Annotated in this window: 24 protein-coding genes; 14 read left to right on the top strand and 10 right to left on the bottom strand. The window is 54.8% G+C overall.

Annotated elements, in window-relative coordinates:
• Nucleotides 1-154 precede the first annotated feature (154 nt).
• Entirely contained in the window at nt 155-1,618 is a 1,464-nt protein-coding gene (locus SK58_RS13800; RefSeq protein ID WP_015570612.1) for a mannitol dehydrogenase family protein, read from the top strand.
• 44 nt (nt 1,619-1,662) lie between these two features.
• On the opposite strand, the gene ydfZ is transcribed toward SK58_RS13800, so the two are convergent.
• Nucleotides 1,663-1,866 (bottom strand): putative selenium delivery protein YdfZ, encoded by a 204-nt coding sequence (ydfZ, locus tag SK58_RS13795; RefSeq protein ID WP_003857405.1) that lies wholly within the window; start codon nt 1,864-1,866, stop codon nt 1,663-1,665.
• Nucleotides 1,867-2,153: 287 nt separating this feature from the next.
• Here ydfZ and SK58_RS13790 point away from each other — a divergent pair, with 287 nt between their 5' ends.
• A complete protein-coding gene (locus SK58_RS13790; protein WP_015570611.1) occupies nt 2,154-2,585 on the top strand; it encodes a universal stress protein in 432 nt (143 codons plus the stop codon).
• A 35-nt stretch (nt 2,586-2,620) separates the two neighbouring features.
• Here SK58_RS13790 and SK58_RS13785 read toward each other — a convergent pair whose 3' ends face one another.
• A complete protein-coding gene (locus SK58_RS13785) occupies nt 2,621-3,307 on the bottom strand; it encodes a GntR family transcriptional regulator (protein WP_003857403.1) in 687 nt (228 codons plus the stop codon).
• Nucleotides 3,308-3,397: 90 nt separating this feature from the next.
• Nucleotides 3,398-4,144 (bottom strand): bifunctional NADP-dependent 3-hydroxy acid dehydrogenase/3-hydroxypropionate dehydrogenase YdfG, encoded by a 747-nt coding sequence (gene ydfG, locus SK58_RS13780; RefSeq protein WP_022647991.1) that lies wholly within the window; start codon nt 4,142-4,144, stop codon nt 3,398-3,400.
• Nucleotides 4,145-4,287: 143 nt separating this feature from the next.
• Between ydfG and dcp the strand changes: the two genes are divergently transcribed.
• Nucleotides 4,288-6,321, top strand: a complete 2,034-nt coding sequence (gene dcp / locus SK58_RS13775; RefSeq protein WP_048220105.1) for a peptidyl-dipeptidase Dcp — start codon at nt 4,288-4,290, stop codon at nt 6,319-6,321.
• Nucleotides 6,322-6,581: 260 nt separating this feature from the next.
• Here the strand turns inward: dcp and SK58_RS13770 are convergent, their stop codons facing one another.
• A complete protein-coding gene (locus SK58_RS13770; protein WP_048220103.1) occupies nt 6,582-7,640 on the bottom strand; it encodes a YncE family protein in 1,059 nt (352 codons plus the stop codon).
• A 164-nt stretch (nt 7,641-7,804) separates the two neighbouring features.
• On the opposite strand from SK58_RS13770, the gene fhuE reads away from it, so the two are divergent.
• Nucleotides 7,805-9,973, top strand: a complete 2,169-nt coding sequence (gene fhuE / locus SK58_RS13765; protein ID WP_048220102.1) for a ferric-rhodotorulic acid/ferric-coprogen receptor FhuE — start codon at nt 7,805-7,807, stop codon at nt 9,971-9,973.
• Nucleotides 9,974-10,292: 319 nt separating this feature from the next.
• On the opposite strand, the gene SK58_RS13760 is transcribed toward fhuE, so the two are convergent.
• Complete coding sequence (locus tag SK58_RS13760; RefSeq protein ID WP_023296544.1) at nt 10,293-10,796, bottom strand: DUF1543 domain-containing protein; 504 nt, start codon at nt 10,794-10,796, stop codon at nt 10,293-10,295.
• 325 nt (nt 10,797-11,121) lie between these two features.
• Between SK58_RS13760 and SK58_RS13755 the strand changes: the two genes are divergently transcribed.
• On the top strand, nt 11,122-12,036 hold the full coding sequence (locus SK58_RS13755) for an extracellular solute-binding protein (protein ID WP_047056683.1): 915 nt from the start codon (nt 11,122-11,124) through the stop codon (nt 12,034-12,036).
• A gap of 14 nt (nt 12,037-12,050) precedes the next feature.
• Nucleotides 12,051-12,797 (top strand): molybdate ABC transporter permease subunit, encoded by a 747-nt coding sequence (locus SK58_RS13750; protein ID WP_048220100.1) that lies wholly within the window; start codon nt 12,051-12,053, stop codon nt 12,795-12,797.
• Nucleotides 12,798-13,117: 320 nt separating this feature from the next.
• Here the strand turns inward: SK58_RS13750 and SK58_RS13745 are convergent, their stop codons facing one another.
• Together SK58_RS13745 and SK58_RS13740 are read right to left on the bottom strand one after the other, a co-directional pair.
• Nucleotides 13,118-13,357 carry a DinI family protein gene (locus SK58_RS13745; protein WP_003857390.1) on the bottom strand — a complete coding sequence of 80 codons (240 nt, stop codon included), beginning with the start codon at nt 13,355-13,357 and terminating at the stop codon, nt 13,118-13,120.
• 87 nt (nt 13,358-13,444) lie between these two features.
• Nucleotides 13,445-14,707 (bottom strand): amino acid permease, encoded by a 1,263-nt coding sequence (locus tag SK58_RS13740; RefSeq protein WP_082138485.1) that lies wholly within the window; start codon nt 14,705-14,707, stop codon nt 13,445-13,447.
• Between the two features lie 632 nt (nt 14,708-15,339).
• Here SK58_RS13740 and SK58_RS13735 point away from each other — a divergent pair.
• Both SK58_RS13735 and SK58_RS13730 read left to right on the top strand, forming a co-directional pair.
• A complete protein-coding gene (locus SK58_RS13735) occupies nt 15,340-15,705 on the top strand; it encodes a hypothetical protein (RefSeq protein WP_017694067.1) in 366 nt (121 codons plus the stop codon).
• Between the two features lie 10 nt (nt 15,706-15,715).
• Nucleotides 15,716-17,812: a pyrroloquinoline quinone-dependent dehydrogenase gene (locus SK58_RS13730; RefSeq protein ID WP_045344786.1), complete on the top strand. Its 2,097-nt coding sequence runs from the start codon at nt 15,716-15,718 to the stop codon at nt 17,810-17,812.
• A gap of 74 nt (nt 17,813-17,886) precedes the next feature.
• On the opposite strand, the gene SK58_RS13725 is transcribed toward SK58_RS13730, so the two are convergent.
• Nucleotides 17,887-18,477 (bottom strand): DUF4142 domain-containing protein, encoded by a 591-nt coding sequence (locus SK58_RS13725; protein WP_017694065.1) that lies wholly within the window; start codon nt 18,475-18,477, stop codon nt 17,887-17,889.
• A 227-nt stretch (nt 18,478-18,704) separates the two neighbouring features.
• Between SK58_RS13725 and SK58_RS13720 the strand changes: the two genes are divergently transcribed.
• Together SK58_RS13720 and SK58_RS22395 are read left to right on the top strand one after the other, a co-directional pair.
• Nucleotides 18,705-18,983 carry a YdgH/BhsA/McbA family protein gene (locus tag SK58_RS13720; RefSeq protein WP_003857380.1) on the top strand — a complete coding sequence of 93 codons (279 nt, stop codon included), beginning with the start codon at nt 18,705-18,707 and terminating at the stop codon, nt 18,981-18,983.
• A gap of 305 nt (nt 18,984-19,288) precedes the next feature.
• Nucleotides 19,289-19,462 carry a GnsA/GnsB family addiction module toxin gene (locus SK58_RS22395; protein WP_006808842.1) on the top strand — a complete coding sequence of 58 codons (174 nt, stop codon included), beginning with the start codon at nt 19,289-19,291 and terminating at the stop codon, nt 19,460-19,462.
• 178 nt (nt 19,463-19,640) lie between these two features.
• Here the strand turns inward: SK58_RS22395 and SK58_RS13715 are convergent, their stop codons facing one another.
• On the bottom strand, nt 19,641-20,630 hold the full coding sequence (locus SK58_RS13715) for a 2-hydroxyacid dehydrogenase (protein ID WP_017384525.1): 990 nt from the start codon (nt 20,628-20,630) through the stop codon (nt 19,641-19,643).
• 210 nt (nt 20,631-20,840) lie between these two features.
• On the opposite strand from SK58_RS13715, the gene SK58_RS13710 reads away from it, so the two are divergent.
• Genes SK58_RS13710 through SK58_RS13700 form a run of 3 tightly spaced genes read left to right on the top strand, consistent with a single transcriptional unit; the run spans nt 20,841 to nt 23,993 of the window.
• Nucleotides 20,841-23,480: a YdbH family protein gene (locus tag SK58_RS13710; protein WP_048220097.1), complete on the top strand. Its 2,640-nt coding sequence runs from the start codon at nt 20,841-20,843 to the stop codon at nt 23,478-23,480.
• Complete coding sequence (locus SK58_RS13705; RefSeq protein WP_003857369.1) at nt 23,477-23,668, top strand: YnbE family lipoprotein; 192 nt, start codon at nt 23,477-23,479, stop codon at nt 23,666-23,668. Before SK58_RS13710 ends, SK58_RS13705 begins: the two co-directional genes overlap by 4 nt.
• Nucleotides 23,669-23,675: 7 nt before the next feature.
• Entirely contained in the window at nt 23,676-23,993 is a 318-nt protein-coding gene (locus SK58_RS13700) for a YdbL family probable chaperone protein (protein ID WP_023296550.1), read from the top strand.
• Here the strand turns inward: SK58_RS13700 and feaR are convergent, their stop codons facing one another.
• Nucleotides 23,994-24,902 carry a transcriptional regulator FeaR gene (gene feaR / locus SK58_RS13695; RefSeq protein WP_023296551.1) on the bottom strand — a complete coding sequence of 303 codons (909 nt, stop codon included), beginning with the start codon at nt 24,900-24,902 and terminating at the stop codon, nt 23,994-23,996. It abuts the gene before it with no gap.
• Nucleotides 24,903-25,143: 241 nt separating this feature from the next.
• Here feaR and SK58_RS13690 point away from each other — a divergent pair, with 241 nt between their 5' ends.
• A complete protein-coding gene (locus tag SK58_RS13690; protein WP_048220095.1) occupies nt 25,144-26,643 on the top strand; it encodes an aldehyde dehydrogenase family protein in 1,500 nt (499 codons plus the stop codon).
• Nucleotides 26,644-26,773: the final 130 nt, after the last annotated feature.

The raw sequence follows: 26,773 nt of genomic DNA, 5'->3' as shown, positions 1-26,773 counted from the left end.
ATGTAAATCAATGTTCATGGCAGCATAACCAGTATTGTGATCGGCAGGATAAAGTAATGACACTGCCATTCTAGTTGGTTTAGTCAACCGGCGCAGCCGCACTGTCACCAGAGCGGCTGCGGATCTCAGCGTTCATAATTAACGAGTCTCAATCATGGAAAACCGTTTATTACAGGCGAAGGCAACGCGTCCTCAGTACGATCGCGACAGCCTCAAGGCACGCATTGTTCATTTAGGGTTTGGCGCGTTTCACCGTGCGCACCAGGCGGTGTACACCGATATACTCGCCGCAGAACAGGGCAGCGACTGGGGTTACTGCGAAGTTAACCTGATTGGCGGCGAACAGCAGATCGCCGATCTGAAGGCACAGGATAATCTTTATACCGTAGCAGAGATGTCTGCCGATGCGTGGACGGCGCGCGTGGTCGGCGTCGTCAAAAATGCGCTGCATGCGCAGGTCGACGGCCTTGAAACCGTGCTGGCGGCGCTGTGCGATCCGCAGGTCGCCATTGTTTCCCTGACCATCACCGAGAAAGGGTATTGCCACTCCCCGGCAACCGGACAACTGATGTTCGATCATCCGTTAATCGTTGCCGACCTGCAAAACCCCCATCAGCCGAAATCTGCGCCAGGCGTAGTGGTTGAAGCGCTGGCGCGGCGTAAGGCGGCGGGGCTGCCAGCATTCAGCGTGATGTCATGCGATAACATGCCGGAAAACGGCCACGTGATGCGCAATGTCACCTGCGCCTACGCGCGCGCTGTTGACGGCGAACTGGCCGACTGGATTGAAGCGAACGTCACCTTCCCGTCAACCATGGTGGACCGTATTGTGCCCGCCGTCACGGCTGAAACGCTGGATAAAATTGAACAGCTGACCGGCGTACGCGATCCGGCAGGTGTCGCCTGCGAGCCGTTCCGCCAGTGGGTGGTTGAAGATAATTTCGTCGCCGGACGTCCACAGTGGGAAAAGGCCGGTGCGGAACTGGTTTCTGATGTCATTCCGTTTGAAGAGATGAAGCTGCGTATGCTTAACGGCAGCCACTCGTTCCTGGCCTATCTCGGCTACCTGGCCGGTTATCAGCACATTAACGACTGCATGGAAGATGAACATTATCGCGCAGCCGCGCATGCGCTGATGCTGAAAGAGCAGGCGCCGACGCTGAAAGTGAAGGGGGTGGATTTAGCTCACTATGCCGACCAGCTGATCGCACGTTACAGCAATCCGGCCCTGCGTCACCGCACCTGGCAAATCGCCATGGACGGTAGCCAGAAATTGCCGCAGCGGATGCTCGATTCCGTTCGCTGGCACCTTGTCCACCAGAAACCCTTCCCGCTGCTGGCCCTCGGTGTTGCGGGCTGGATGCGTTATGTCGGCGGTGTGGATGAGCAGGGTAACGCGATTGAGGTGAGCGATCCGCAGCTGGCGGTGATTCAGGCGGCGGTAAACGGTAGCGCTGAAGGCGAAAGCCGCGTTAGCGCGCTGTTGGGCATTGAGGCTATTTTCGGTAACGAGCTGCCGAAGGACGCGGTGTTTGTGGCTGCGGTCATGCAGGCCTATCAAACGTTGCTGCAAAAAGGCGCGAAGGCCACGGTTGCTGAGTACGCCTCCCGGCTTTAACGCGATGACATGCCGCCGTCCGCGGCGGCATGTCGGGGCGCAGCTTAGTGCATCCCCAGGCGAATCAGCTCAATCGGTTCGAACTTACCTTCGCATCCTTCGACTTCAACCGTTTTACCACGACGCACCTGCTCGGCATTAAGGCCGTCGCTGTGGATCGCTTTAATCACGCCGAACTGGCCTGTGCCGCTAATCATGACGCGGCTGCCAGTGGTGATTGCATTTCGGTTACGGTCGTATGTCATCATGGTATTTTCTCCTCTCGTACTTATCCGTTACGGCGCTAATTCAACGGCTGCCGTTCACGGGGCACTATTAATACGCCTCTCTTTAACGAAATTATTTGCTTTTGATCAAGCTCACACTTTTTTCTTATTTCATGCAGGCGTTGACGGTTCAGGACACCACTTTACAAAGCGGACAGTTATTTTCCTTAATTGATAGTTTCCGGGTGCAAGTGTTTAGGCTTTGTTTATATCCACAATGTCATTCTGGAGGCAGAAAATAACCCTTCATCGGAAAAGGAGTCAGGCTTATGTATAAGAAAATTTTGATGCCTGTTGATGTGTTTGAAATGGATTTGAGCGATAAAGCGGTACGCCACGCGGTCAACCTCGCGAAGGCGGAAGGCGCGACGATTACCCTGGTCAACATTCTCCCTAACAGCAGCCGTTCGTTACTGCGGGGGTTCAATGCCGATATTAAGAAGTTCGAAGAGTATATGACCGCCGAGTCTGATAAGAAGATGAAGGCGCTGAAACGGCTCTTTGATATGTCCCCGGACAATATTGACTGTGAAGTTCGCTTCGGCAACGTACGCGATGAAATCATCAAGCTCAGCAAAGAGGGGAAATATGATGTCATTGTTATCGGATCAAAAAATCCGAGCATTACAACCCATCTGCTGGGTTCAAATGCTGAAACTATTCTGCGCTACGCCACTATTCCGGTATTAGTGGTCCGCTAATTACTTCGCCGCAACCGAAAGGGGGCGGCGAGGTTTTATTCTTCGCTGAACCACTCGCGGTTTTCCTGGCGAATTAACTGAACTGACTCACTAATTTCCTGAAGGTGAAGCGTCATCGCTTTATCTACGGCTTCCACGTCGCGTTTTTCCAGCGCGCTGAAAATATCATGATGCTGGCGCAGCAACATCTCTGGCGGAGAAACATGGTCGAGGCTCATGTAGCGCACGCGGTCGATGGTAGCTTTGATGTTTTCGACGGTATCCCACGCGAGCTGGCACTCGGCGATCTGCGCCAGTTTCTGGTGGAACTCGTCGTCCAGCTGGAAAAAGTCGTTTAACTGTTTGCGGTCGATGGCGATTCGTTGCTGATGCAGGTTTTGCTCCAGCAGGTAGCACTGGTTATCGTTGATGAGCGACGCGGCGCGACGCACCACGGCGCACTCGATGGCCTGGCGAACAAAACAGCCATTCCGTACCTGCGAAAGCGAAATTTTATTTACATAGCTGCCGCGCTGAGGGCGGATCTGAATAAGGCCGTTTTCTGCGAGCTTAATAAACGCCTCACGTACGGGCTGACGGGAAACGTCAAAACGTACCGAAACCTCTTTTTCTGAGAGTGGCGTTCCCGGTGGGATCAGGCAGCGAACAATATCACGGCGTAAGATGCGATATATTTGCTGATTAACGGGCTGGGTAGGATTAAGTTGCGATTCAGCGGCCATGGGTTGTGATTTCTCAGAGAGTTAACCTGAACATACTACCATTCTTTTCCCTGCCATCACATACCCGGCCCGCAGGCCGGGTGGGGTAAATTAACCGCGATGCACGCTGAGTCCGGCATAGGTCTGGCTGACGGGCATCATCTCAACCGTATTGATGTTGACATGCTTCGGCAGGGTCGCGACCCACCAGACGGTTTCGGTGATATCTTCCGGCGTCAGCGCATTCGCGTTTTCATAGGTTTTATCCGCTTTCGCGTCGTCGCCTTTGAAACGCACGTTGGAGAATTCAGTTCCGCCTACCAGACCCGGTTCAACATCGGTCACGCGGATCGCGGTTCCGTGCAGGTCGGTGCGCAGGTTCAGGCTGAACTGGCGGACAAAGGCTTTGGTCGCGCCATAGACGTTGCCGCCCGCGTAAGGCCAGCTTCCGGCGGTGGAACCGATGTTAATGATATGGCCACGGTTACGTTCAACCATGCCCGGCAGCACGGCGCGGGTCATGTACACCAGCCCTTTGTTGTTGGTGTCGATCATGTTTTCCCAGTCTTCCACGCTGGCTTTGTGGGCAGGCTCCATGCCCAGTGCCAGGCCAGCGTTATTGACCAGCACGTCAATTTCACGCCATTCGGCAGGCAGGTTGGCAATCATCTCTTCGATGGCGGCGCGGTTGCGGACGTCCAGCTGCGCGGTCAGAATGCTGTCACCCAGCTCGTCTTTTAGCTCCTGCAAACGCTCCTGACGGCGTCCTGTTGCAATCACTTTGTGTCCGTTGGCGACGAAGCGACGCGTGATGCTTTCACCAAAACCCGCTGTCGCCCCGGTAACTAAAATAATCATCTCACTGTTCCTCAACGCTTTTTGTGTTGTACTAACATAGCACGCTCTCCGGCACGTCGTTAAGGCAACATTTGTATGACGCCATTGCAGGCCGGCGCAGGCTGGCCTACTCTGGGGAGAAATACCGTGCTCAGGAGTAAACGATGTCGGTCAACAATCCTTTTTTTGAAATTAGCCTGTTGCCTTATCAGGCGCCACGTTTTGATGCGATTAACGACAGCCATTATCGTCCGGCATTTGATGAAGCAATGCGCCTGAAGCGTGCAGACATTGACGCGATTATCGCGCAGCGCGCCGCGCCGGACTTCGACAATACCGTGCTGGCGCTGGAAAAGAGCGGGGCCATGCTGTCGCGCGTGAGCAGCGTGTTCTTCGCCATGACGTCCGCACACACCAACGATGATCTTCAGGCGCTGGACGAGCAGTTCTCCACCGAACTGGCCGGGCTGGCGAACGATATCTGGCTAAACGATACGCTTTTCGCCCGGGTGGAAGCCGTCTGGCAGGATCGCGAGGCGCTGGATGCCGAATCCCGACGACTGACGGAGGAGATGTATCAGCACTTTGTTCTTGCGGGCGCGCGTCTGAACGCCGATGAAAAAGCCGAGCTGAAAGCCCTGAATACCGAAGCCGCCACCCTGACCAGCCAGTTCAACCAGCGCCTGCTGGCGGCGAACAAGGCGGGAGGGCTGGTGGTGGACGATGTTCACCAGCTTGACGGGCTCAGTGCGGAGGAGGTGGCTGCCGCGGCTCACGCTGCCGCAGAAAAAGGGCTGACGGATCGCTGGCTGATCCCGCTTTTGAATACCACGCAACAGCCCGCGCTGGCGGCGCTGTCGTTGCGCGAGACCCGTAAAAAGTTGTTCAGCGCGGGCTGGGAACGCACTCAGAAAGGCGACGAAAACGATACGCGCGAGCTGATCCATCGGCTTACCGCGTTACGGGCAAGACAGGCGCAGCTGCTCGGCTTTGACAACTATGCGAGCTGGAGCATTGCCGATCAGATGGCGAAAACGCCGGAAGCCGCGCTCGAATTCATGCGCGGGATAGTTCCTGCGGCACGCGGCAGGGCCGCGCTGGAGCAGGCGGATATTCAGAAGGTCATCGACGACGAGCAGGGTGGTTTTACGGTACAGGCCTGGGACTGGGCGTTTTATGCCGAACGCGTGCGCTCAGCGAAATACGCGCTGGATGAGTCGCAGATCAAACCCTATTTCGCACTCAATACCGTGCTGGAAGATGGCGTATTCTGGACCGCCACGCAGCTGTTCGGTATCCGCTTTGTCGAGCGTTTTGATATTCCGGTTTACCACCCGGATGTTCGCGTGTGGGAGATTTTCGACCACACGGGTGAAGGCATGGCGCTGTTCTACGGCGACTTTTTCGCGCGTGATTCCAAAGCGGGCGGCGCGTGGATGGGGAATTTTGTTGAGCAGTCTTATGAGTTTGCCGCGCGTCCGGTGATTTATAACGTCTGCAACTATCAAAAACCGGCGAACGGGCAGACCGCGCTGATCTCCTGGGATGATGTGATTACCCTGTTCCACGAGTTTGGCCATACCCTGCATGGCCTGTTTGCCAGCCAGCGCTATGCCACGCTTTCAGGCACCAACACGCCACGTGATTTCGTTGAATTTCCTTCGCAAATCAATGAACACTGGGCCAGCCATCCGCAGGTGTTTGCGCACTTTGCTCGTCACTATCAAACCGGCGAACCGATGCCGGATGCGCTGCGGGAAAAAATGCTCAATGCGACCCAGTTTAATAAGGGTTATGACATGACGGAGCTATTGAGCGCCGCGCTGCAGGATATGAACTGGCACGGCATTCAGGAGCCCGTTGAAGACGTGGAAGCCTTTGAAGCCGCCGCGTTGAAAAAAGAGGGGTTGGATCTTCCAGCCGTACCGCCGCGCTATCGCAGCAGCTATTTCGCCCACATCTTCGGCGGCGGCTACGCGGCAGGGTATTACGCCTATCTCTGGACGCAGATGCTGGCGGACGATGGATATCAGTGGTTTGTCGAGCAGGGCGGTTTGACGCGCGTGAACGGACAGAAATTCCGCGAGGCGATTTTGTCCCGCGGCAACAGCACTGATTTAGCTGAACTTTACCGAAACTGGCGCGGGCACGATCCGAAGATCGAACCGATGCTGGAGAATCGCGGATTGAGTGCGTAAGGCTTTTTAGTGTGGTAACAGAACCGGGCGCGAGGCCCGGTTTTTTCTTTCCCAAAATGAATCCTTAATTCTGCGAAATTTGCAGGAGGATAGGGGCCAGCTTCACGTAGCTACACCTTTACTTTTACCCAGTAAGGATCCCCGCGACTTTAGAACATCTGGCGCTTTAACCCGGCTTTATCCGTTGGCCGGACTAAAGATACTGCTTCAGCGTCCACGTTTATAAGTCAGCCATCCCTCACAGGATGGCTGTATATTGTTTAATTTAATGAAATACGAACCACACTATCCGGGCCTTTCGTCGTGTTGTCGTCATTGAAGTCCTGCTTCACGGTTACGTATAACGTTTTACCGTCCGGTGTTACCAGAAGACTGTTGGGATGGCTGGTGAACGTCCAGCTGTTTTTCACAGCATAGCTCCCGGCGTCAAGCTGCAACACCTTCCTGGATTCGCGCTGAGTGATGAAAATTTCGTTGCGCTCAGCGTTAAACTTAATTCCCAGCGCATCGCCTTTAAGACGCTTGATAACTTTCCCGCTGCGCTCATCAAATACCAGTGTGGTTTTGGCTTTTGAATCATCAGTCACGAACAGGCGCCCGGTGGCCGGATCTTCTGCCATATTCAGGAACAAATACGCTTTTTTATCTCCCGGCGTCCAGCGCTGTTTGATTTTATACGTCTCCGGGTTAATCACCTGAATTTCACCGCCGCCATTGGCGGCATAAAGGCGGTCTGTCAGCGGCGAATAAATAATCCCCGTCACCCATTTCCCGGCATTTTCGATTCGGGCTTTTAGCGTCATGGTGTTGGCATCAACCACGGAGATAAACCCAGGGTCGGCAACGCCGCCGATAAACAGTTGTCCCTTGTGGAAGAGGATTTCACGCGCACCAACCGGGTCGCCATCCTTGTCTTTGCCTTCAAACATCAGGCGCTGTAGCACCTTGCCGCTTTGCACGTCCACTTTCGATACCCCGCCATCAAGGGTGTTGGTGGTGTAGTAGACCTTGCCATTATCGTCCGCTGCCATGCCGAAGTTTTTCAGGTCGGTGTGGGTTTCACCTTGCGTGGCAAGCGTTGTGGGATCCAGTTTATAGAGCACCCCGCCGTTGACGTTTTTGAAACTCTGTGCGCTCGCAACGTACAACGCGTTTGCCGTTGGGGAGTAAACCATCTCATACAGACCGTCCGCGAGTTCGCGCTGCTTGAGCTCAGCCGAACCCGGGAGGGCTGCTGACGCCGTTGCGCTCAGGGTTAACGCCGCGGTAAGAATGCTTAAGCCCCATGTCTTTACTTTTAGCCAATGGAATGTGTTCATTTTTTGTTCCTGTCATGCGCGAGCCGCGCTGATTTTGATAAATATACATTTATTTACATTTAACTTACAAAATTACCTGTGCATAATAAAGCAAATAATTATCATTTCCATTCTTATTTGGATGAATGATTTGCACATAACGACAACAACAGACAGGTAACATGATGATTTTTAAAGGCAGGGCTAATCGCGCGAAAGCGCCCGCAGGATTAATTCCTGCTTCCTTCTCACTTTCACTGCTTGCGCTGGCAATGTCCGCCGTCATGCACCCGGCACAGGCGGATGAAAATACGCAAGAACAAGAGATGGTTGTCTACGGTGACGGGAACGGGAGCGCCGACTCGCAGCAGGATTATGCGGTAAAAACCACGCGTTCAGGCACCAAAATGCTGCTGACCCCGCGCGATATCCCCCAGTCAGTCAGCGTCGTGATGCGCCAGCGTATGCAGGATCAAGACCTGCAAACCATTGACCAGGTACTTACCAATGCCACCGGCGTCTCGTCGCAGCAGGTTGATAGCGAGCGTTCCAGCTACTTTTCCCGCGGCTTTGAAATCACCAATTTCGCCTACGATGAGATCCCCACATCAATGGGCGACGCGTGGAATTTTGGCGATGCGCAGGAAGATACTGCCATTTATGATCGTATAGAGATTGTGCGTGGCGCAAACGGCCTGATGACCGGCGCTGGCGATCTGGGAGCAACGGTGAACATGGTGCGTAAACGTGCCGACAGTAAAACCTTCAGGGGCAACGTCAGCGCAAGTTACGGAAGCTGGAACAAACAGCGTTATGTGGGCGACATCTCCGCGCCCCTCAATTCCGACGGCAGCCTGCGTGGGCGCGTCGTGGCAGGTTATCAGGATCAGGACAGCTGGCTTGACAGATATGGCAAGCGCAAGAAATTTCTCTATGGCGTCATTGAAGGCGATGTAACGGAACACACGACGGCCTCGCTGGGCTGGGACTATCAGCAAACAAACACAGCCAACCCGACCTGGGGCGGATTACCCAGCCTGTACAGTAACGGCAGCCGTACCCATTACGATCGCAACGTCAATACCTCGGCAGACTGGACGGGATACTCCGTTGAGTCGCGTAAAGTTTTTGCTAACCTCACCCACAACTGGGATAACGGCTGGTCGGTGCGTTTCAATGGAACCCACGGCGAGCAAACGTTCAATGATACCCTGCTTTATGTGATGGGCAATCCGGACGCCACCACCGGAGAAGGCGCATCAGGCTGGGGTAGTAAGGATCGCGGCAAGCGCACTCTGGACGCCTTTGATGCCTACGCCAGCGGGCCTTTTGAACTTCTCGGGCGTCAACATCAGCTGATGGCCGGAGCCAACTATAGCCGACAGCACAATGCTACCTTCAGCAAAGACGGGCCAATGGACAGTGCTCAGATTGGCATCTTCAACAACAGCTGGGACGGCAGCGTGGCCGAGCCGGAGTGGGGCGACTGGTATCAAAATGCGGATGATATCGTGCGGCAAAAATCGGCGTATACGGCGGCACGCCTGTCGCTGGCGGATCCGTTGTCGCTAATCGTTGGCGCACGTTATACCCAGTACAGCTCAGATGGCAGCAGCGGCGATATGCGTAAATACAACACAACCCCTTACGGCGGGCTGGTGTATGACATCAACGACAGCCTTTCCGCTTACGCCAGCTATACCTCAATTTTTGCCCCGCAAACCAAACGCACGAAAGAGGGTGCATGGCTCTCTCCCGTCACCGGTAAAAATTATGAAACCGGCCTGAAGGCAGACTGGATGGACGGTCGACTGACCACCAACGTTGCCGTATTCCGCATAGAACAGGAGAACGCGGGGGAGGAAATCAGCGGGGTATTCGTTAATGGATCCAGCGAACAAGCTTATCGGGCAACCAAAGGCGCAGTGAGCAAAGGGGCGGAATTTGAGGTGAACGGTGCCGTTACCGACAATCTACAGCTTACCTTCAGCGCGACCCGCTATGTTGCCCGTGATTCAGATGGCCGCTTCAACAGCTTCGCGCCGCAGACGCAGCTTAAGCTGTTCAGCCGTTACCGCGTCCCGGCGCTTCCGGATCTGACCCTAGGCGGCGGCGTGAACTGGCAGAATCAGGTGTACAAAGATGTCACTGGTCCGGACGGCGAGACGCAGCGCCTCTATCAGGGCAGCTATCCGCTCGTCGACTTGTTCGCGCAGTATCAGCTGACGAAACAGCTGGCGGTGCAGGCAAACGTTCGTAACCTGTTCGACCGCGAATACTACTCCTACCTCGATGACTCTGCCGTCTATGGCGAACCGCGTAGCGTCTCGGTAAGCATGAGTTACACATTCTGATCTAATCAGCTTATCGCTATCCTGGCCATCACCTGTTCCGAAATGCGCTTCAGCCCCACCAGCGGCAACGACACGGCGATGGCCGCCATGCCATTGCCATCCTGGTAACGAATAATGTGCCGGTTTGAACGGGGGACGAGCCTGGTGCCGGAAACATTGGATCAGTTAAAGAAGACGTATGTTGGATATGCAGTAAAACAGCCAGACGCAAAAGCGTAAATATTCAATGAACAGGACGCCCTCAGACTCGAGGGGCATCCTGAGCAATACTAAAAGGGGACCTGTTTCATCCTGAAGCGATGCGTCTCTTTATGCAGTTTCATGCGCCTATCGGTAGATATCCCTGCCACTCTGGAAGATCGCGGTGCCCTGTATCGCAGGGTGTCAGATGAATAAACAACCCTCCAACCTTTTCAAGCAACAGGCAATCATCAACCTCTTTTAAATTATCCTTATGTTGTTGATCGACACCGCAAAGTAGCGTTAGTAATGCTTTCTCCTTAGCCTGCCGGGCATTTTCGGCGACGAACAGATCATATTCGTGCAGTTCTGCAAGCGTATCCGGCCTGTAACCACCCGCATTGACGAAAAATAATCTCTTCGTAGACTGGGGCGGCTCCGGGGAAAGCGTGACAGAGTATCCGTCGGCCCACGTGATACGGCTATAGCCGTCTATATGAATTTTATCACTATCACCAAACCATGCTTCACGCAGTGCAGGCCAGGCATCATTGGGCTTACGTGCCGCCACAAACTGGATGTCGTGGACCTCAATATTGGATTTACCGGCATTTCCGCCGACATAAAACATATACAAATTCATACAACCCTCAGAAGTTATTTAATCGCTATATATTTAAATATATAGCGAGTTGGGCTACAACTGTGCAAAAGACATTGATGACAATGAGTTCAAGATTCTTCTACGCAAAGCCACGAGGAGTTTACGCAGCATGTTTCATGAACAATTGCCCACAATTGGATGACAACATCTGACTAAGTCGACCATGCACCACCCAGACCGATTTCCTTTTATTCAACCTTGCATCAACGGCGCGCTTGAGGAGGTTGTCATTGCGGTGATTTTTCTGGAAAATTCGATATATAAAAGAATATATAACGAGAGGGTGTTTATGGCCAGGAAACGAATGCAGGTTGTGCTGGTGGCGGTTGCGCTGCTGCAAATGCCATCCATGGCGCTGGCAAAGGATATCAGGGTGACTTATGCCGGTTCCATGGGCAAAGTAATGGACCAGGGGTTAGGTCCGGCTTTTTCCAGAGCAAATAACGACGGCTATCAGGGGCAGGGCCAGGGTGCATACGGGATGGCACGCCTGCTTGCAAGCCACAAAATTGAGGCCGATGTGTTTGTCTCCATCACCCCGGGGCCGATGCAAATTCTCAAAGACGCCGGGCTGATAGATGAGGCGGTCCCTGTCGCCAGTACCAGCATGGTGGTCGCTTACAGTCCTGAGGGTAAATATGCAGCGCAGTTTGAACAGGCCAACAGAAAGAAAGACGGCTCGTGGCTGACTCTGCTGACGCAGAAAGATGTCTTATTTGGCCGCACCGATCCTTATGTCGACCCAAAAGGCCAGAATATTGTGTTTAGCCTGATGCTGGCGGAAAAGTATTACAACATGCCGGGCATCACCGATAAAATTTTAGGCTCGCTGCAAAACCCACAGCAGACTCATCAGGAAGGAGGGCTGCTGGCGCGTCTGGAAAGCGGTCAGGTGGATGCAGCAGCGGGATACGAGAGTGAAGTTCGCTCAGCGCATTTGCCGTATGTCGCGCTGCCGGATGAAATAAACCTCAGCAACCCGGCGATGACGAAACAGTGGTATGACACTGTCAGTTTTACCATTAAAGACAGCAAAGGCCAGGATCAAATCCTGCACACTCAACCAATGGTGTTCTATGCGGCAGTGCTGAAAAACGCGCCGAATGGTGTAGAACAGGGACAAAAGTTCGTATCGTTCATGCAAAGCGCCGAGGGGCAGAAATTGTTCAAAGCGTTTGGCTACGCCGAACCTAAAGGAGACAGCTTATACGCCCGCTAAGAAAACCGGGCTGGGTGGCGGGGTGGTTATCTCTGCCCGCTATCCTGCTGTTAAGTATCCCCTTTATCACGCTGATTAGCGTCACGCCCTGGCATCATCTGAAGCTGGCCTGGCGCGACGACAGCGCCATTGCCGTCTCAATGGGACTAGGTGTGCTGGCACTCGGAATTATCATTCTTATCAGCATGCCGGTGGCATGGTGGCTGTCACAAGCCACGGGTCGAAAACGATTGATCGGTGAACTGCTGGTGATGATCCCTCTGCTGACGCCACCGCTGGCAATGGGGATTTTGCTGGTTTCGGCTTTCGGGCCTTATGGCGTGATTGGCCGCTGGCTTTCACTGTTGGGAGCTACGCTGGTAAATAATCCGGCGGCGTTTGTGCTGGCTCAGGTTTACGGCGCTTTGCCTTATTTTATCGTGGTGTCGCGTTCGGCGTTTGCCACTGTTCCCAAAAATATTCTTGAAGCGGGACAAACGTTGGGAGCTTCTCCCTGGAACCGCTTTCGTTTTCTTACATTACCCCTGGCATTGCCTGGGCTGGCTTCTGCCGTAACACTCGCCTGGGTTCGCGCGGTAGGCGAGTTCGGGATCGTGATGATCTTTGCTTATTTCCCGCAGGGTATACCGGTAAAGCTGTATACCAATCTGCAAAATGACGGGGTGGACACAGTATATACTTTGCTATGGATGCTGCTGGTAGTGACGCTTCCCCTGCCAATGGTCTGCTTTGCTCTTGGCAAACGAATGGCCAGGAAATGAACACCCCTTAGATCGTCCGTTCCTCGTTCATAGCGGATGAGCTTGCTCACGTTTCCATTTCAGCGGGCTACCTCGAATAACCCCAAACCGGATTCTTCATAAAAGGCCACACACAGAAACCTCCAGTCAGTCAGACTGAAAGTACAGGGCAGGAAGAAAATGTGGCGCGCGCTGGATATGTCTTACAATCGGATCGGTGGGATTATGCTGGGGGAACCATGGAGGCGTAAATCGGTACGTCGCGATAGCGGAAGAAATTACGCAAAGTTAACGTTGTATGCTCTTTGTCTCCCGAAGCCAGAACCGGGCTTTGCGCCCGGTTACTCTTGTATTAACCACATGTCCGACTCTTCGAACATCTCCTCAAGCATGCGGTTGAGCTTTTCACGGTCGCTTTTGCTGGCGTCGCTGTTCAGGCCGTTCGCTTGCATTGGCTTAACCGTCACGCTGGCATCAGGAAAAATCCGGTGCACGCGTTTTGTCAGTTCGGCCAGAATGATTTCCCTGGCTCCTTCCAGCCCCTGTACGTTTCGCTTGTCATAAACCAGTTCCACAAACATGATTGTTTACCTTATGGATATTACGCATGTGATTCAGCCTGAACGTAAAATACTACTGTATATGGGTACAGTCAAACGGCGTTCAGACTAAAGCATTGTCCAGAGCAATGCAGACAGCGTTGCCAGCCCGCCCAGAACAACCAAAAACACCGTCACGCCGCGAAGCTCTGCCAGCGAGGGGCGGGTGTATATGAGGTACGCCGGGATAAGGAACAGGATCACCGCGATCAGTGGTCCGCAGAACATTTCAATCAGGCTGAGCACATCCGGATTGGCATAAACAATGCCATAGGTCAGCAGGAACAGCGCCAGAGAGGCCAGCCGCTTGCTGGCGTTGGCCTTTTTGCCGGATACGCTGGCAGCCAGCTGACCAAACGTTTGTGCGACCGACAGACCTACGCCGAGGAAGGATTTCGTCATACCGATGATAGCGATGAGCGGGGCAATGTGGTAAATCAGGCTGAAATCACCGTTTCCCTTCATCACCGACAGCACATTCAGGTTTTCCGCCTTCGCTCGCACAAAGTTGTCATGGGGGATCCCCAGCACGCAGCTCAGCACGAAAAAGAGGATACTGGCGAAGATAGCTAAGTAGGCGATACGGATCACGAACAGTGCCTTTTTCTCACCCTCCGCTTTCCTCTCCCGGTAGTAAGAGCTCAGCGGGGAGACCATAGGCGCACAGCAAAACGAGAAGGTAATAAGCGGCAGCGTCAGCCAGATATTTTTCAGCGTTACCGGCAGCGGCGTGGCGTTCATTTCAGCGGCCGTATCGGTCAGGTTAGACAGATGCCATCCCGGGATAAGTGATACGGCGACCAGCAGTACAGATGCCGCGAACGGCAGCGCCAGTGCGCTCATAATGGCCACGACTCTGTCCCGGCCCTTGCTAAGCACCACATACAGCGCAGCAACCACGATAAACGACAATGGCCCACGGCTGAGGGCGGTAATATGCAGATGCTCCACCAGTAAATTACTCAGCGCATTAATCAGCGCCACCCCGTATACCAGGGTTACCGGGAAGAAGGTCACACAATAGAACAGGGTGATCAGCTTTTCACCCCTTCCGCTGAAGAAGGAGCCGAAGATCGGCAACGTGCCGTTTTCAGTCTTCTCTTCACGCATATACACACGACAAAGGAGTAAATGGGGGATCAGGGATAACGGCAGCCCCAGCAGGAGCATAACCAGAAAAATAACCGGACCACGGGTGCCGATTTCCACGGGAAGGAACAGTGTTCCCGCTCCGACGGCTGTACCATAAAGGCCCAGCGTCCAGATATTATCCTGCCAGTGCCAGTTAGAGCGTGTTGTAATATTAGCTGAGAGAGTTGTGGCTTTATTCATCATATTTTACCGCGTTGTTAGAGGGACGACGACTTATTTAGTTTTTATCTGTCTGTAGTCGTCGCTGCGCCATTACGTCACGGGTGGGAGGGGTTTGATGTTGCATACCGAAAACCTTATGTGTATGCCTGCAATAACTATCGTTATTCTTTGACGATGCTTTAACAGGCGGTTAATTAAGAAAGGGATTTGTTAAATTAACGAACAAATAACGACTGACTTTCCCTGCCTGCACGTCTGTTAATTAAAGAATAAACACCCTGTTTTATTAAGTACCATAAGGCGCCATCATATTGAAGGGGGGCTTATTTAATTATTTTATTGGGCGTGAAATTATCCCGTTATGCCTGAAATTAAAAAACAGAATGTAGACAATCGCGTAACCCGCTCGTAGCTTTCGAACCGTCTTGTAACATAACGCTCTCTTTATGGTGGCGAAGGGGTTCAGGACGTCGTATGCCTGCTATTAAACGCCCCATAAGAAAATCCTCTTCTATACTCAGTTACGTTTAGTGAAATATGCCGCCGCTCCACACGTCGCGTTTCCTTAATAGCGGCGGGCAGCAGGGGTATATATTCACGAAAACGCCTTAATAATGGTCAATTTTGCATTTTAGAGGGGGTTTCCTGGTATGTTGCATTCTCAATCCTCGCGGGTCGGCAGCATTTTGCTGCTGCTGACCGCGATAATAGCCTTCGCGGTGGCGCTATACGCCTGGTGGACGCCGCTTACCGGCGTCACTGGCACCATTGGCGCACTGGGCGTGGTCATTGCCAGCGTAGTGCTGGCGATACTGACCTTTATGTTACGTGCGGCATCGCGTCGCGGCGCGCGCGTTTTTCTGATTATTGTCACCCTGATGGTGTTGGCGGGTATTGCTTTCGCCGCCGCGCTGCTGCACCAGTACATCATAACGGCAGCCATGGTCGTCGGCCTGATTGGTCTGATTATGCTGAGCAGCCATTCCGCTCGTTACAACCATCCCGTCAGAAGCTGAGGAGCCGCCCGTGCACAACGATAAGCATTATCCCTTCATAAAAGTCAGCATGACGGCGCTGGCGCTGCTGGTCGCTCCGCTCGCGCTACAGGCGCAGGATAAGGCCGCTGAAGCCTCTCAGGGGACAAAGGAATCACTGAACATTGATGCGGCCGATCAGCAGGCGCCCGGAACCACAAAAACCACCGACGATGCCTCAACCGGCAGCGGTGATGGAAAGAAAGTCGCCTCGGCCAGCCAGCCAGCGACGCCGCTGGTGCCCGGCACCGCCACCTGGGACAGCTTCCACGGCCAGCTTAACGCGCAGAAATACAGTCCCCTGACCCAAATTACGGCGGATAACGTCGGGAAATTAACGAAAGTCTGGGAGTTCCATACCGGCGACGTCTCGGATGGTAAAGGCGATACGCCAGCTACCGTCTGGTCCGCAACGCCCATTTTCGCCAACGATACGCTCTACATCGGCACGCCATTCGATCGCCTGATTGCGCTGGATCCGGGGACGGGTAAAGAGAAGTGGCACTATGACACCAAATCGTCGCGCAAGGCGCTGACCCAGCCGGTGCTGAAAAATCGCGGCGTTTCCTACTGGCAGGCTAAAAATCCGGTGACAGGTGAGGCATGCCAGAAGATGGTCTATATGGGCACCGTTGATGGCAAGCTCTTTGCGCTGGACGCCGATTCAGGCAAACCGTGCAGCGGCTTTGCGAACAACGGCGTGCTGGATTTGAACCAGTGGAATACCGTTAACGCGAAGTATCCGCTCTCTGTCCTGCAACCGCCAACCGTTGTCGGCAACCATCTGCTGGTGGGCTGGGCCGGGAAGGACTGGGCCTATGCCGAAGCCCCTCCGGGCACCGTATTTTCAGTCAACGCCCAGACCGGTAAGCTTGAGTGGACCTTTGAGGCGATCCCGGCAGAGATCCGCAAGCGTACCGGTACTGCCAACGTCTGGACGCACATGTCCGCCGATGAGGCCAACGGGCTGGTCTATCTCCCGGTCTCATCGCCGTCTCCCAACTATTGGGGCGGCAACCGCGTGGACGCTATTCCGCTTGGCACCTCGACCACCGCCCTGGACATCAACACCGGTAAAGTGGTCTGGTCCCGTCAGTGGGTACACCACGACGTCTGGGATTACGATATCAACTCCGCCCCGACGCTGATGGACATCACCGTAGACGGCAAGCAGATCCCGGCGCTGGTGCAGGCCACCAAGCAGGGTTTCCTGTTTGTGGTTAACCGCCTGACGGGGGAGGACGTATGGCCAATCGAAGAACGTCCGGTTCCGCAGGGTGATGGGTCGGTTCAGGGTGAAGTTCTCTCGCCCACGCAGCCATTCCCGACCAAACCCGCGCCGCTGCTCGACCAGTCGAAAAAACCGGAAATCTGGAAGCTGGCGGATATCGTCGGTGGCGGCCAGTGCTCCCGCCTGTGGGATAACCTGACCTATGAGGGAATGTATACCCCGCCAACCACCAAAGGCGAAGGCACGCTCACCTATCCCGATAGCGCCGGCGGCGTCCAGTGGGGTGGGGTGGCGTTCGATCCGCAAAAACAGATCGCTATCGTCAACACCTCGCATATCGTCCAGTACGTGAAGCTGTACAGCCGTGAGGATTACGATAACGCAGACAAAGACTCCGGCAACGAAAGCGGCTTTGCCCCACAGGAAGGCGCCCCGTACGGTATGCGTCTGCTGGTGGCGAGCAACTGGCTGGGCATGCCGTGCTGGCAACCGCCGTTTGGTGAAATCGTGGCGCTGGACATGCACACGGGCGATGTGAAATGGCGTCGTCCGGTTGGCGCCTCCCAGCAGTATGGCTTCTTCATGCCGGAAAGCTGGGGTTCGCCTACCATTGGTGGTCCGGCAGTGACGGCGGGCGGCGTGATCTTCATCGGTGCTTCAATGGATGCCAAAGTGCGTGCCTACTCGGTAGAGAGCGGTGAAGAGCTGTGGTCCGATCAGGCCGAAGCTCCGGCGGTAGCGAACCCGTCCGTCTATGAATATAAAGGTCGCCAGTATGTGGCCTTCGTGGCAGGCGGGAATACGATCCTGAAGGATCAGGTGGGCGATCAGGTGGTGGTCTACGCCTTGCCGGAATAATTCAGCAGGAAGGGGAAATAAGCGTGGGGCCTGCGGGCCCCACTTTATTTTGCAGTAGTCGTTTTACCGACGCGTTATTTATCGGCTGATGCGCCAGCACGCGTTGACATCTGCTCGGCGGACTTCAGATGCTGCTCAACGACCGGAGTGTGCTCGTTGGCCAGAGCCTTCACATCCGGATCGTCGATTTTACTGGCGTCGCTCTTAAGCTTCGACAGCACCTTCTCGTGGTCCTTCACGCCAGCATATTCCATATACATTTTGTCAAAAGCGTCACCGCGCTGGTTTTCCAGCCTTGAGTTCAGGGCTTTATGCGCGGCGTCTGGTTCGGTCGGCAGCTCCACGCCCTTTTTCTGGGCAACGGTCTTGACTTTGGTCAGCGCGGCGCCGTGATCGTCGACCATTTTCTGGGCGAATGTTTTCACTTCACTGGTTTGGGCCTTGTCGAGGGCGAGCCTGGCGGCGGCAACTTCGTTGATATTGGCCTGCGCCATGTCCTTCAATGCTTTCTCGTCGCCGGAGCTGAGTCTGGCGTCCGGTTGAGCCTGGCCCGCAGTTTGAGTTTGCGCGGCGCTGGTTGTCTGGGCTTGTACGCCAACGGTGCTGAACATTGCTGCAACTGCTGATACGGCTAGCAGCCTTTTCAGGGTTTTACTCGTGTGCATATTGTTCTCCTGATGGTCATGGTACAGGTAAGTTTCAATTGCTTCAGGCGCAACCGGCAGATAAATGGCGACTGCACAGGTCAGTATAGTAGATGAACCTGCTGTACCCGCTGTTCAGGTCAGTGATGGCTGGTCGTGATGCTCAATCCTTCTACAATATTGATACGGATCATTTACATATTTGCTGCTAATGTTAAATATATAGATTCATCAACAGGAGGAATGATATGAAAAAAGCACTATTAGGGAGTGTATTGGCTTTAACAGTAGCAAGCTTCGGCGCATCTGCGGCAGATATGATTTCCAAGGATGAAGCGCACCACTTCAAGCTTGAATACCTTGGTAATGTATCTGTAGGGGCTTCAGGTGGACAAATTTCTTCACCTTCAGATCTTCATCAAAAACTCTCAAAACTGGCAGACGAGAAGGGCGGGAAATACTACGTCATCATCGCTGCCCGCGAGCATGGCCCTAACTTCCAGGCCGTTGCAGAAGTCTTTAAATAATTTTCTCAAATAACACAAAAACCCGCTTCTGGCGGGTTTTTTGCTTACAGACAGCCAAAAAAATGCCCCTGATGCGGGGCGAGTGTGAGTCAAAGCTTTTCTTATATTTATCTATTTTGTGCTCTAAGGCTTTGGGACAATAACACCTTGTTTAAATAATGCAATCTAAATGCATATTTAAATGCGACGGCAGCATACGTTACACAGATAGTCTACTCTTTACATACAGTTATGGTGAAAGGCAGTTAATCGTTAGCTGTCGCCTGCTGGAGAATGGAAACAGTAAACGGTTGCAAGAGGTAAACATGAACGTTGACGCACTGACGCAAAAGGCAGAAGAAGAAATTTCAGCGCTTATAACCAAAAAAATTTCAGAGTTACGTAAAAAAACAGGGCAGGAAGTGTCTGAAATTGAGTTTATCGCTCGTGAAGCCATGACAGGCCTCGAGGGGTATGAGGTAAAAATCAAACTTATTTAAGCGAAATTATTACCTGTTTCGGGACACTGGATAAATCAGAACGGCAAACGTCAGCTAAGACTATCCTGCGCGTGGCAGGATTGAAGCCAAAAAGCCCGGTGACGCTGCGCTTACCGGGCCTACAATTAACGCAATCCACAGGCCGGGCAGGGCGTAGCCGCCACCCGGGTTACCAGGCTTACACTATCGCGTTCGGGCACGCTTCTCCCTTTTCGAGTTGACGCAAATTCCCCAGCGTGGTTTCCGAAATGCTGATCAGCGCTTCGGCGGTCAGGAACGCCTGGTGTCCGGTGAACAACACGTTGTGACAGGCAGACAGGCGACGGAACACGTCGTCCTGGATCACGTCATTAGATTTATCCTCAAAGAACAGATCGCGTTCGTTCTCATACACATCCATACCCAACGCGCCGATTTTTTGCGTTTTCAACGCTTCGATAGCCGCCTGAGAGTCGATCAGCCCGCCGCGGCTGGTATTGATGATCATCACGCCGTCTTTCATCTGGTCGAACGCCGACTGGTTAAGCAGATGATAGTTCTCCGGGGTCAGCGGACAGTGCAGGGAGATAACGTCAGACTGCGAGAAGAGCGTTTTCAAATCGACATACTCCACGCCCAGCTCCAGCGCAGCGGCGCTTGGGTACGGATCAAACGCCAGCAGGCGCATGCCAAATCCTTTCAGGATGCGAAGGGCGGCCACGCCAATTTTGCCGGTACCGATGACGCCTGCGGTTTTACCGTACATGGTAAAGCCGGTCAGCCCTTCCAGAGAGAAGTTAGCATCACGGGTTCGCTGATAGGCACGGTGAATACGACGGTTGAGCGACATCATCATCCCGACCGCATGTTCTGCCACGGCTTCCGGAGAATAGGCCGGGACGCGAACGACCTTCAGACCCAGCTCTTTGGCGGCATCGAGATCGACGTTGTTAAAGCCCGCGCAGCGCAGGGCAATGTATTTCACGCCCTGTTTTTTCAACTCTTCCAGCACCGGTCGGCTACCGTCGTCGTTAACGAAGATACACACGCCTTCGCAGCCGTGGGCGGTTTTAGCCGTCTTTTCAGTTAGCAGAAAGTCGAAAAATTCAAGATCGAAACCGTACGTCTCGTTAACATGTTGCAGATACTTTTTGTCGTACTGCTTTGTGCTATATACCGCGAGTTTCATAAGACTTTCTCCAGTGATTTTGGAACCACGTTAGCATGTTTAAAATTATCTTACAATTTTTCAAAATTCATTGAAATCAATAAGTTCTATGAATTATTGTAGAGCATCTACTCTTAAAAATGGCATTACCTTCAACTGACTGGCTAAACATGCGACAATGAGCGGCAAGAACGGCTTATTTTTTTCGCAAAATCAGGATATTAACTGCCCATGAAGGGTAAATACAAAGCCGCAATCGCGCTATTACTGCTGCTATTTCTTGTGCCGCTGACGCTGCTGATGACGCTCGCCCAGTGGGTACCCACGCTCGCCGGGATCTGGCTCCCCGTTGGAACGCGCATCGCGTTTGAAAAAAGCCCACGGCTCACGCGCCACGCCCTGATCATCCCCGATCTCCGCTATCTGGTAGAAGAGTGTGAAATTGCCCGCGTGGAAAACGTGACTCTGTCACACCCCAGCCGCTGGGATCTGGATATTGGCGCACTTGAACTTAACTCTGTCTGCCTGAGCAAATTACCGCAATCGGCGCCATCTACGGTGGCGCCGAAAACGCTGGCGCAGTGGCAGGCCATCCTGCCCAACACCTGGCTGACCATCCATCGCTTTACCCTTTCTCCCTGGCAGCAGTGGGAGGGTGAGCTGCATGCCTCACTGACGCCAGCCCGCCAGGACATCACCTATAACGGCAAGCAGGTGAGCATTAAGGGGCAGTTGCGCGGCCAGACCCTCTCCATCAGCCAGTTCGATGTGCAACTGCCGGATCAGCCGCAGCCCGTGAAGCTGGTCGGTGAATTTACCCTGCCGCTGGTGCCGGACGGCGTGCCGGTGAAAGGGCATACGGTCGCGACCTTTAACGTGCCACAGTTATCATCGCTGGTCGATGCCGATCTGGACTGGGAGGACAATCAGGGCCAGCTGGTGGTCATGGCGCGGGACAACCCCGATCCGCTGCTCGATTTACCGTGGCAGATCACCGCTCAGCAGTTGACCATCAGCGACGGACGCTGGAACTGGTTAGCCTCCGACGTGCCAATGAGCGGACGCGTCGGGCTGAAAGTGGATAACTGGCAGCAGGGGCTGGAGAAAGCCACCTTCACGGGGCGGCTCAACGTGCTGACCCAGGGGGATGCGGGTAAGGGCAACGCGGTGCTGAATATCGGTCCCGGCTCGCTTAGTATGGAAAACAGCGCAATGCCGCTGCACCTGAGCGGGGAAGCCAAGCAAAACGATCTGATCCTGTATGCCAGACTCCCGGCGAAGCTGACCGGCAGCCTTTACGATCCGCAGCTTACGTTTGAACCCGGCGCTTTATTGCGTTCGCGCGGGCGCATCATCGACTCGCTGGATATCGATGAGATCCGCTGGCCGCTGGCGGGCGTGAAGCTCACGCAGAAGGGCGTGGACGGCCGCCTGCAAGCCATTCTGCGGGCGCATGAAAACGAGATGGGCGATTTTGAGCTGCATCTGGACGGCCAGGCTAACGACTTTTTACCGGACAACGGTTTGTGGCAGTGGCGCTACTGGGGTAAAGGGAACTTCACGCCGATGAACGCGCGCTGGGATGTCCGGGGAACCGGGGAGTGGCGCGACAACGTTATCGAACTGACCGATCTTTCCACGGGGTTCGACAAATTGCAGTACGGTACGATGCTGGTCAGCAAGCCGCGCCTGGTGCTGGATCACCCGGTGCGCTGGTCGCGGGACCCGGATAACCCCACCTTTAGCGGCGCGCTCGCGCTTAACGCCGGGCAAACAAGCTTTTCAGGCGGAAGCGTGCTGCCGCCGTCCGTTTTGACCTTCAGTGTTGACGGGACAGACCCGACGGTGTTCCAGTTTAAAGGGAACCTGCATGCGGACGACATCGGCCCGGTCCAGGTGAATGGACGCTGGGACGGCGAACGCCTTCGCGGTCAGGCCTGGTGGCCAAAACAGTCTCTTACGGTGTTTCAGCCGCTGATCCCGCCAGACTGGAAAATGACCCTGCGCGGCGGCGAAATGTACGCGCAGGTGGCTTTCTCTGCGGCGCCCGATCAGGGGTTTGAGGCCGGGGGGCACGGGGTGCTGAAAGCGGGCAGCGCGTGGATGCCGGATAACGAAATCAACGGCGTGGATTTTGTTCTGCCGTTCCGCTTAAGCCAGGGTACCTGGTCGCTGGGCACGCGCGGGCCGGTAACGTTACGAATCGACGAGGTGAAAAACCTGGTCACAGCCCGAAATATCACCGCGGATCTCCAGGGCGATTATCCCTGGACCGAAGCGAACCCGCTCCTGCTCACCAACGTGAAGGTGGAAGCGCTCGGCGGGAAAATCACCATGCAGCAGTTGAGAATGCCGCAGCATGATCCGGCTTTACTGCGCGTGGATAATATTTCCTCCAGCGAACTGATAAGCGCGGTGAATCCGAAGCAGTTTGCCATGTCCGGCCCGGTGAGCGGCGCGCTGCCGTTCTGGCTGGACAATGAAAAATGGATCATTAAAGATGGCTGGCTGACCAACCCGGGGCCGATGACGCTGCGCATCGACCAGGACACGGCGGATGCCATTGTGAAAGACAACATGGTTGCCGGGGCGGCGATCAACTGGCTCCGCTATATGGAAATTTCGCAGTCGTGGACAAAACTCAATGTGGATAATCTGGGTGTGTTAACCATGCAGGCGGCCATTAAAGGCACCAGCCGCGTCGAGGGCAAAAGCAGTTTCGTAAACCTGAATTACACCCATGAAGAGAACATTTTTACCCTCTGGCGCAGCCTGCGCTTTGGGGACAATCTGCAAACATGGTTTGAGCAACATGCGGCGATACCCCTTCTCCGCGGTTCGACAGGCAAGGAAAGTGAGGAACAACAATGAAAAAGAGGGCTGGTGTACTCACCGTGGCCGTCGTCGCGCTGCTGTCAGGCTGCACGCCGCGCATTGAAGTGGCGGCGCCCAAAGAGCCGATCACCATCAACATGAACGTGAAAATCGAGCATGAAATCCATATCAAGGTGGATAAAGACGTTGAAGCCCTGCTGAAATCCCGCAGCGATCTGTTCTGAGGATGTCATGAAACGATTTGCTCTGATGTTACTGGCGCTGGGGATGAACGTTCACGCCGCCACGCTTACGCTCAACGATGCGCGTGCCCAGGGGCGCGTAGGGGAAACCCTGAGCGGCTATCTTGCGCCCGTTCAGCACGACGCTGAAACCCTGGCGCTGGTGAACCGTATCAACGCCGCACGCACGGAAAGTTACCAGCAGCTGGCTGACAGTAATAATTTACCCGTCGACGAGGTGGCGAAAATGGCGGGACAAAAGCTGGTGGCCCGCGCGCAGCCGGGTGAGTACGTGAAGGGAATTAACGGCAAGTGGCTGAAAAAATAGCTAGCGATAACGCCTGCGGTATTCGCCCGGCGAAACCCCGAAACGCTGCTTAAAGGCGGTGGAAAAATGGCTATGGTCGGTGAAACCCCAGCTGTAGCCAATCCCCGCCAGCTTTTCGTCATCGCTGATGGAACGCAGCGCCTGAGCGCATAAATCGAGGCGACGGTTCTTAATATACTGCGCTACCACCAGCCCTTTCCCGGCAAACATGCGGTACAAGCTACGCACGGACATGCCGCTCTCTGAAGCTATCCACTCCGGTCTTAACGCCTCCGACTGAATATGATCATCAATCAGGGACAGAACGTGGCGGAACTGACGCTCCTTGCGCGGCAGCACCTCGTCACGCTGCTGGAAGGCCGGACGCAGCAGACACACCATCGCCTCAAGCGCCGCTTCGCTTTCACTGGCGCTGAGATCGGCATTGCCCATGCTCTCCTGTAGCAGTCGGTAGCTCAGCTGTACGGTAGGCAGATTGCGGGAGAGGGGCAGCGCGCACCTCACTTCCTGAAAACGCGCGTGTTGCTCAATGATTTGTCGCGGGAGCAGGAGCGAAATCTGGCGGGAACGCTCCTGCCAGTAAATGGAGCACGGGCGGGAGGCGTCAATCAGCGTGATATCCCCGGCTTTCAGCATCGCGCGCTGGTCGTCCTGTTCGATTCCGGCGCTGCCTTCCAGCTGAAACACGGTGTAGAACCAGGCGTCGTTGCCGTTTTTGATCTCCTGACGGGTGCGAAACAGGTTAACGCCTGCGGCGGTCACCGTGCTCAGCTTCAGACTTTGGGTGTAGCTGGTTTCCAGCTCGCCGAGAAACGCCCCCTCTAACGGACGTGCCGCAAAGCGCCCACAAACCTGGTTAATTTGCGCCAGCCACTGCTGAAAAATGTCCTGTTCGCTTGCACACGCCATTGATGTTCTCGCTGCACCGTCACTGTTTTCGCATTGTTGCATTTATGTTGCATTTTGTCAGGGCTACGAGGCTGACTATAGGAAAGAACACTCAACGGTTACAGCGATATAAGCGGGAATTATCACGATTTGCGGACCCTGTCACAGCTGGCAAAGCGAATGTCACACAGACAAAAGCAGGAATGCGAATCCCCTCTTAGACTGCATACACACCCTGCGAAGCATAACGAAGGAGTATCCTATGTCCGAATCACACGTCGCCATCCTGCCGGGCGTGCAGCAGTTTTTAGATCGCCAGCACGGCCTGTGGATCGAAGGGCGTCTGGCGGCATCCGATAGCGAAAAGCGTCTGAACGTCTACAACCCGGCGACCGGAGAGGTCATCGCCTCCACCGCCGATGCCAGCGTCGATGATGTCGATCGTGCGGTGATGTCTGGCTGGCGCGCCTTTGTCGCCCGAAGCTGGGCCGGACGGCTGCCGGCAGAGCGTGAACGCATCCTGCTGCGGTTTGCGGATCTGGTGGAACAGCATGGCGAAGAGCTGGCACAGCTCGAAACCCTGGAGCAGGGGAAATCGATTAACATTTCCCGCGCCTTCGAGGTGGGCTGCACCCTGAACTGGATGCGCTACACGGCAGGGCTGACCACCAAAATTGCCGGTAAAACCCTCGATCTCTCAATTCCACTGCCGCAGGGCGCGCGTTATCAGGCGTGGACGCGTAAAGAGCCGGTGGGCGTTGTGGCGGGGATTGTGCCGTGGAACTTCCCGCTGATGATTGGCATGTGGAAAGTGATGCCTGCGCTGGCGGCAGGTTGCTCCATCGTGATCAAACCGTCGGAAACCACGCCGCTCACCCTGTTACGGGTGGCGGAACTGGCGAGCGAGGCGGGGATCCCGGAGGGCGTTTTCAACGTGGTGACCGGCAGCGGCGCCGTCTGTGGCGCGGCGCTGACCTCGCACCCGCGCATTGCCAAAGTAAGCTTTACCGGTTCGACGGCGACGGGCAAGCAGATTGCCCGCGCGGCGGCGGATACGCTAACGGGCGTGACGCTGGAGCTGGGTGGCAAAAACCCGGCCATCGTGCTGAAAGATGCCGATCCGGCGTGGGTGATTGAAGGGCTGATGACCGGCAGCTTCCTGAATCAGGGGCAGGTCTGCGCGGCCAGCTCGCGTATTTATATTGAGGCTCCGCTGTTCGACACGCTGGTCAGCGGGTTTGAACAGGCCGTGAAATCCCTGAGCGTCGGGCCGGGCATGTCGCCGGAGGCGTTTATCAACCCGCTGGTGTCGCGCGCCCACTGCGATAAGGTCCAGGCGTTCCTGGATGAGGCGAAGGCGCACAATGCGGAGCTGATCGCCGGGAACCGGGGCCCAGACGGCAAAGGCTATTACGTTTCGCCAACGCTGGTGGTCAACCCGGATAATCATCTGCGACTGACGCGTGAAGAGGTCTTCGGGCCGGTGGTGAACCTGATCCGTGTGGCCGACGGGGAAGAGGCGCTTCAGCTGGCTAACGACACTGAATATGGCTTAACGGCCAGCGTCTGGACGCAGAACATCAGTAAAGCGCTGGCGTATACCGACAGGTTACAGGCCGGTACCGTGTGGGTGAACAGCCACACGCTGATAGACGCCAACCTGCCGTTCGGCGGCATGAAGCAGTCTGGCACCGGGCGCGATTTTGGCCCCGACTGGCTGGACGGCTGGTGTGAAACCAAGTCGGTGTGTGTGCGGTATTAAAAAAACGCCGGGTGGCGGCTACGCCTTACCCGGCCTACGGGATCGAGGAAAAGGTTGGTTTTGTAGGCCGGGTAAGCGCAGCGCCACCCGGCGTAACTTACAGCGACCACCGATCCCGCCCGGCCTCCTT

The organism is Enterobacter sp. BIDMC93, from assembly GCF_001037805.1.
Classification (GTDB): Bacteria; Pseudomonadota; Gammaproteobacteria; order Enterobacterales; family Enterobacteriaceae; genus Enterobacter; species Enterobacter hormaechei_C.
The sequence above is the reverse complement of the archived record's forward strand: the minus strand, read 5'-3'. Positions and strand labels throughout refer to the sequence as shown.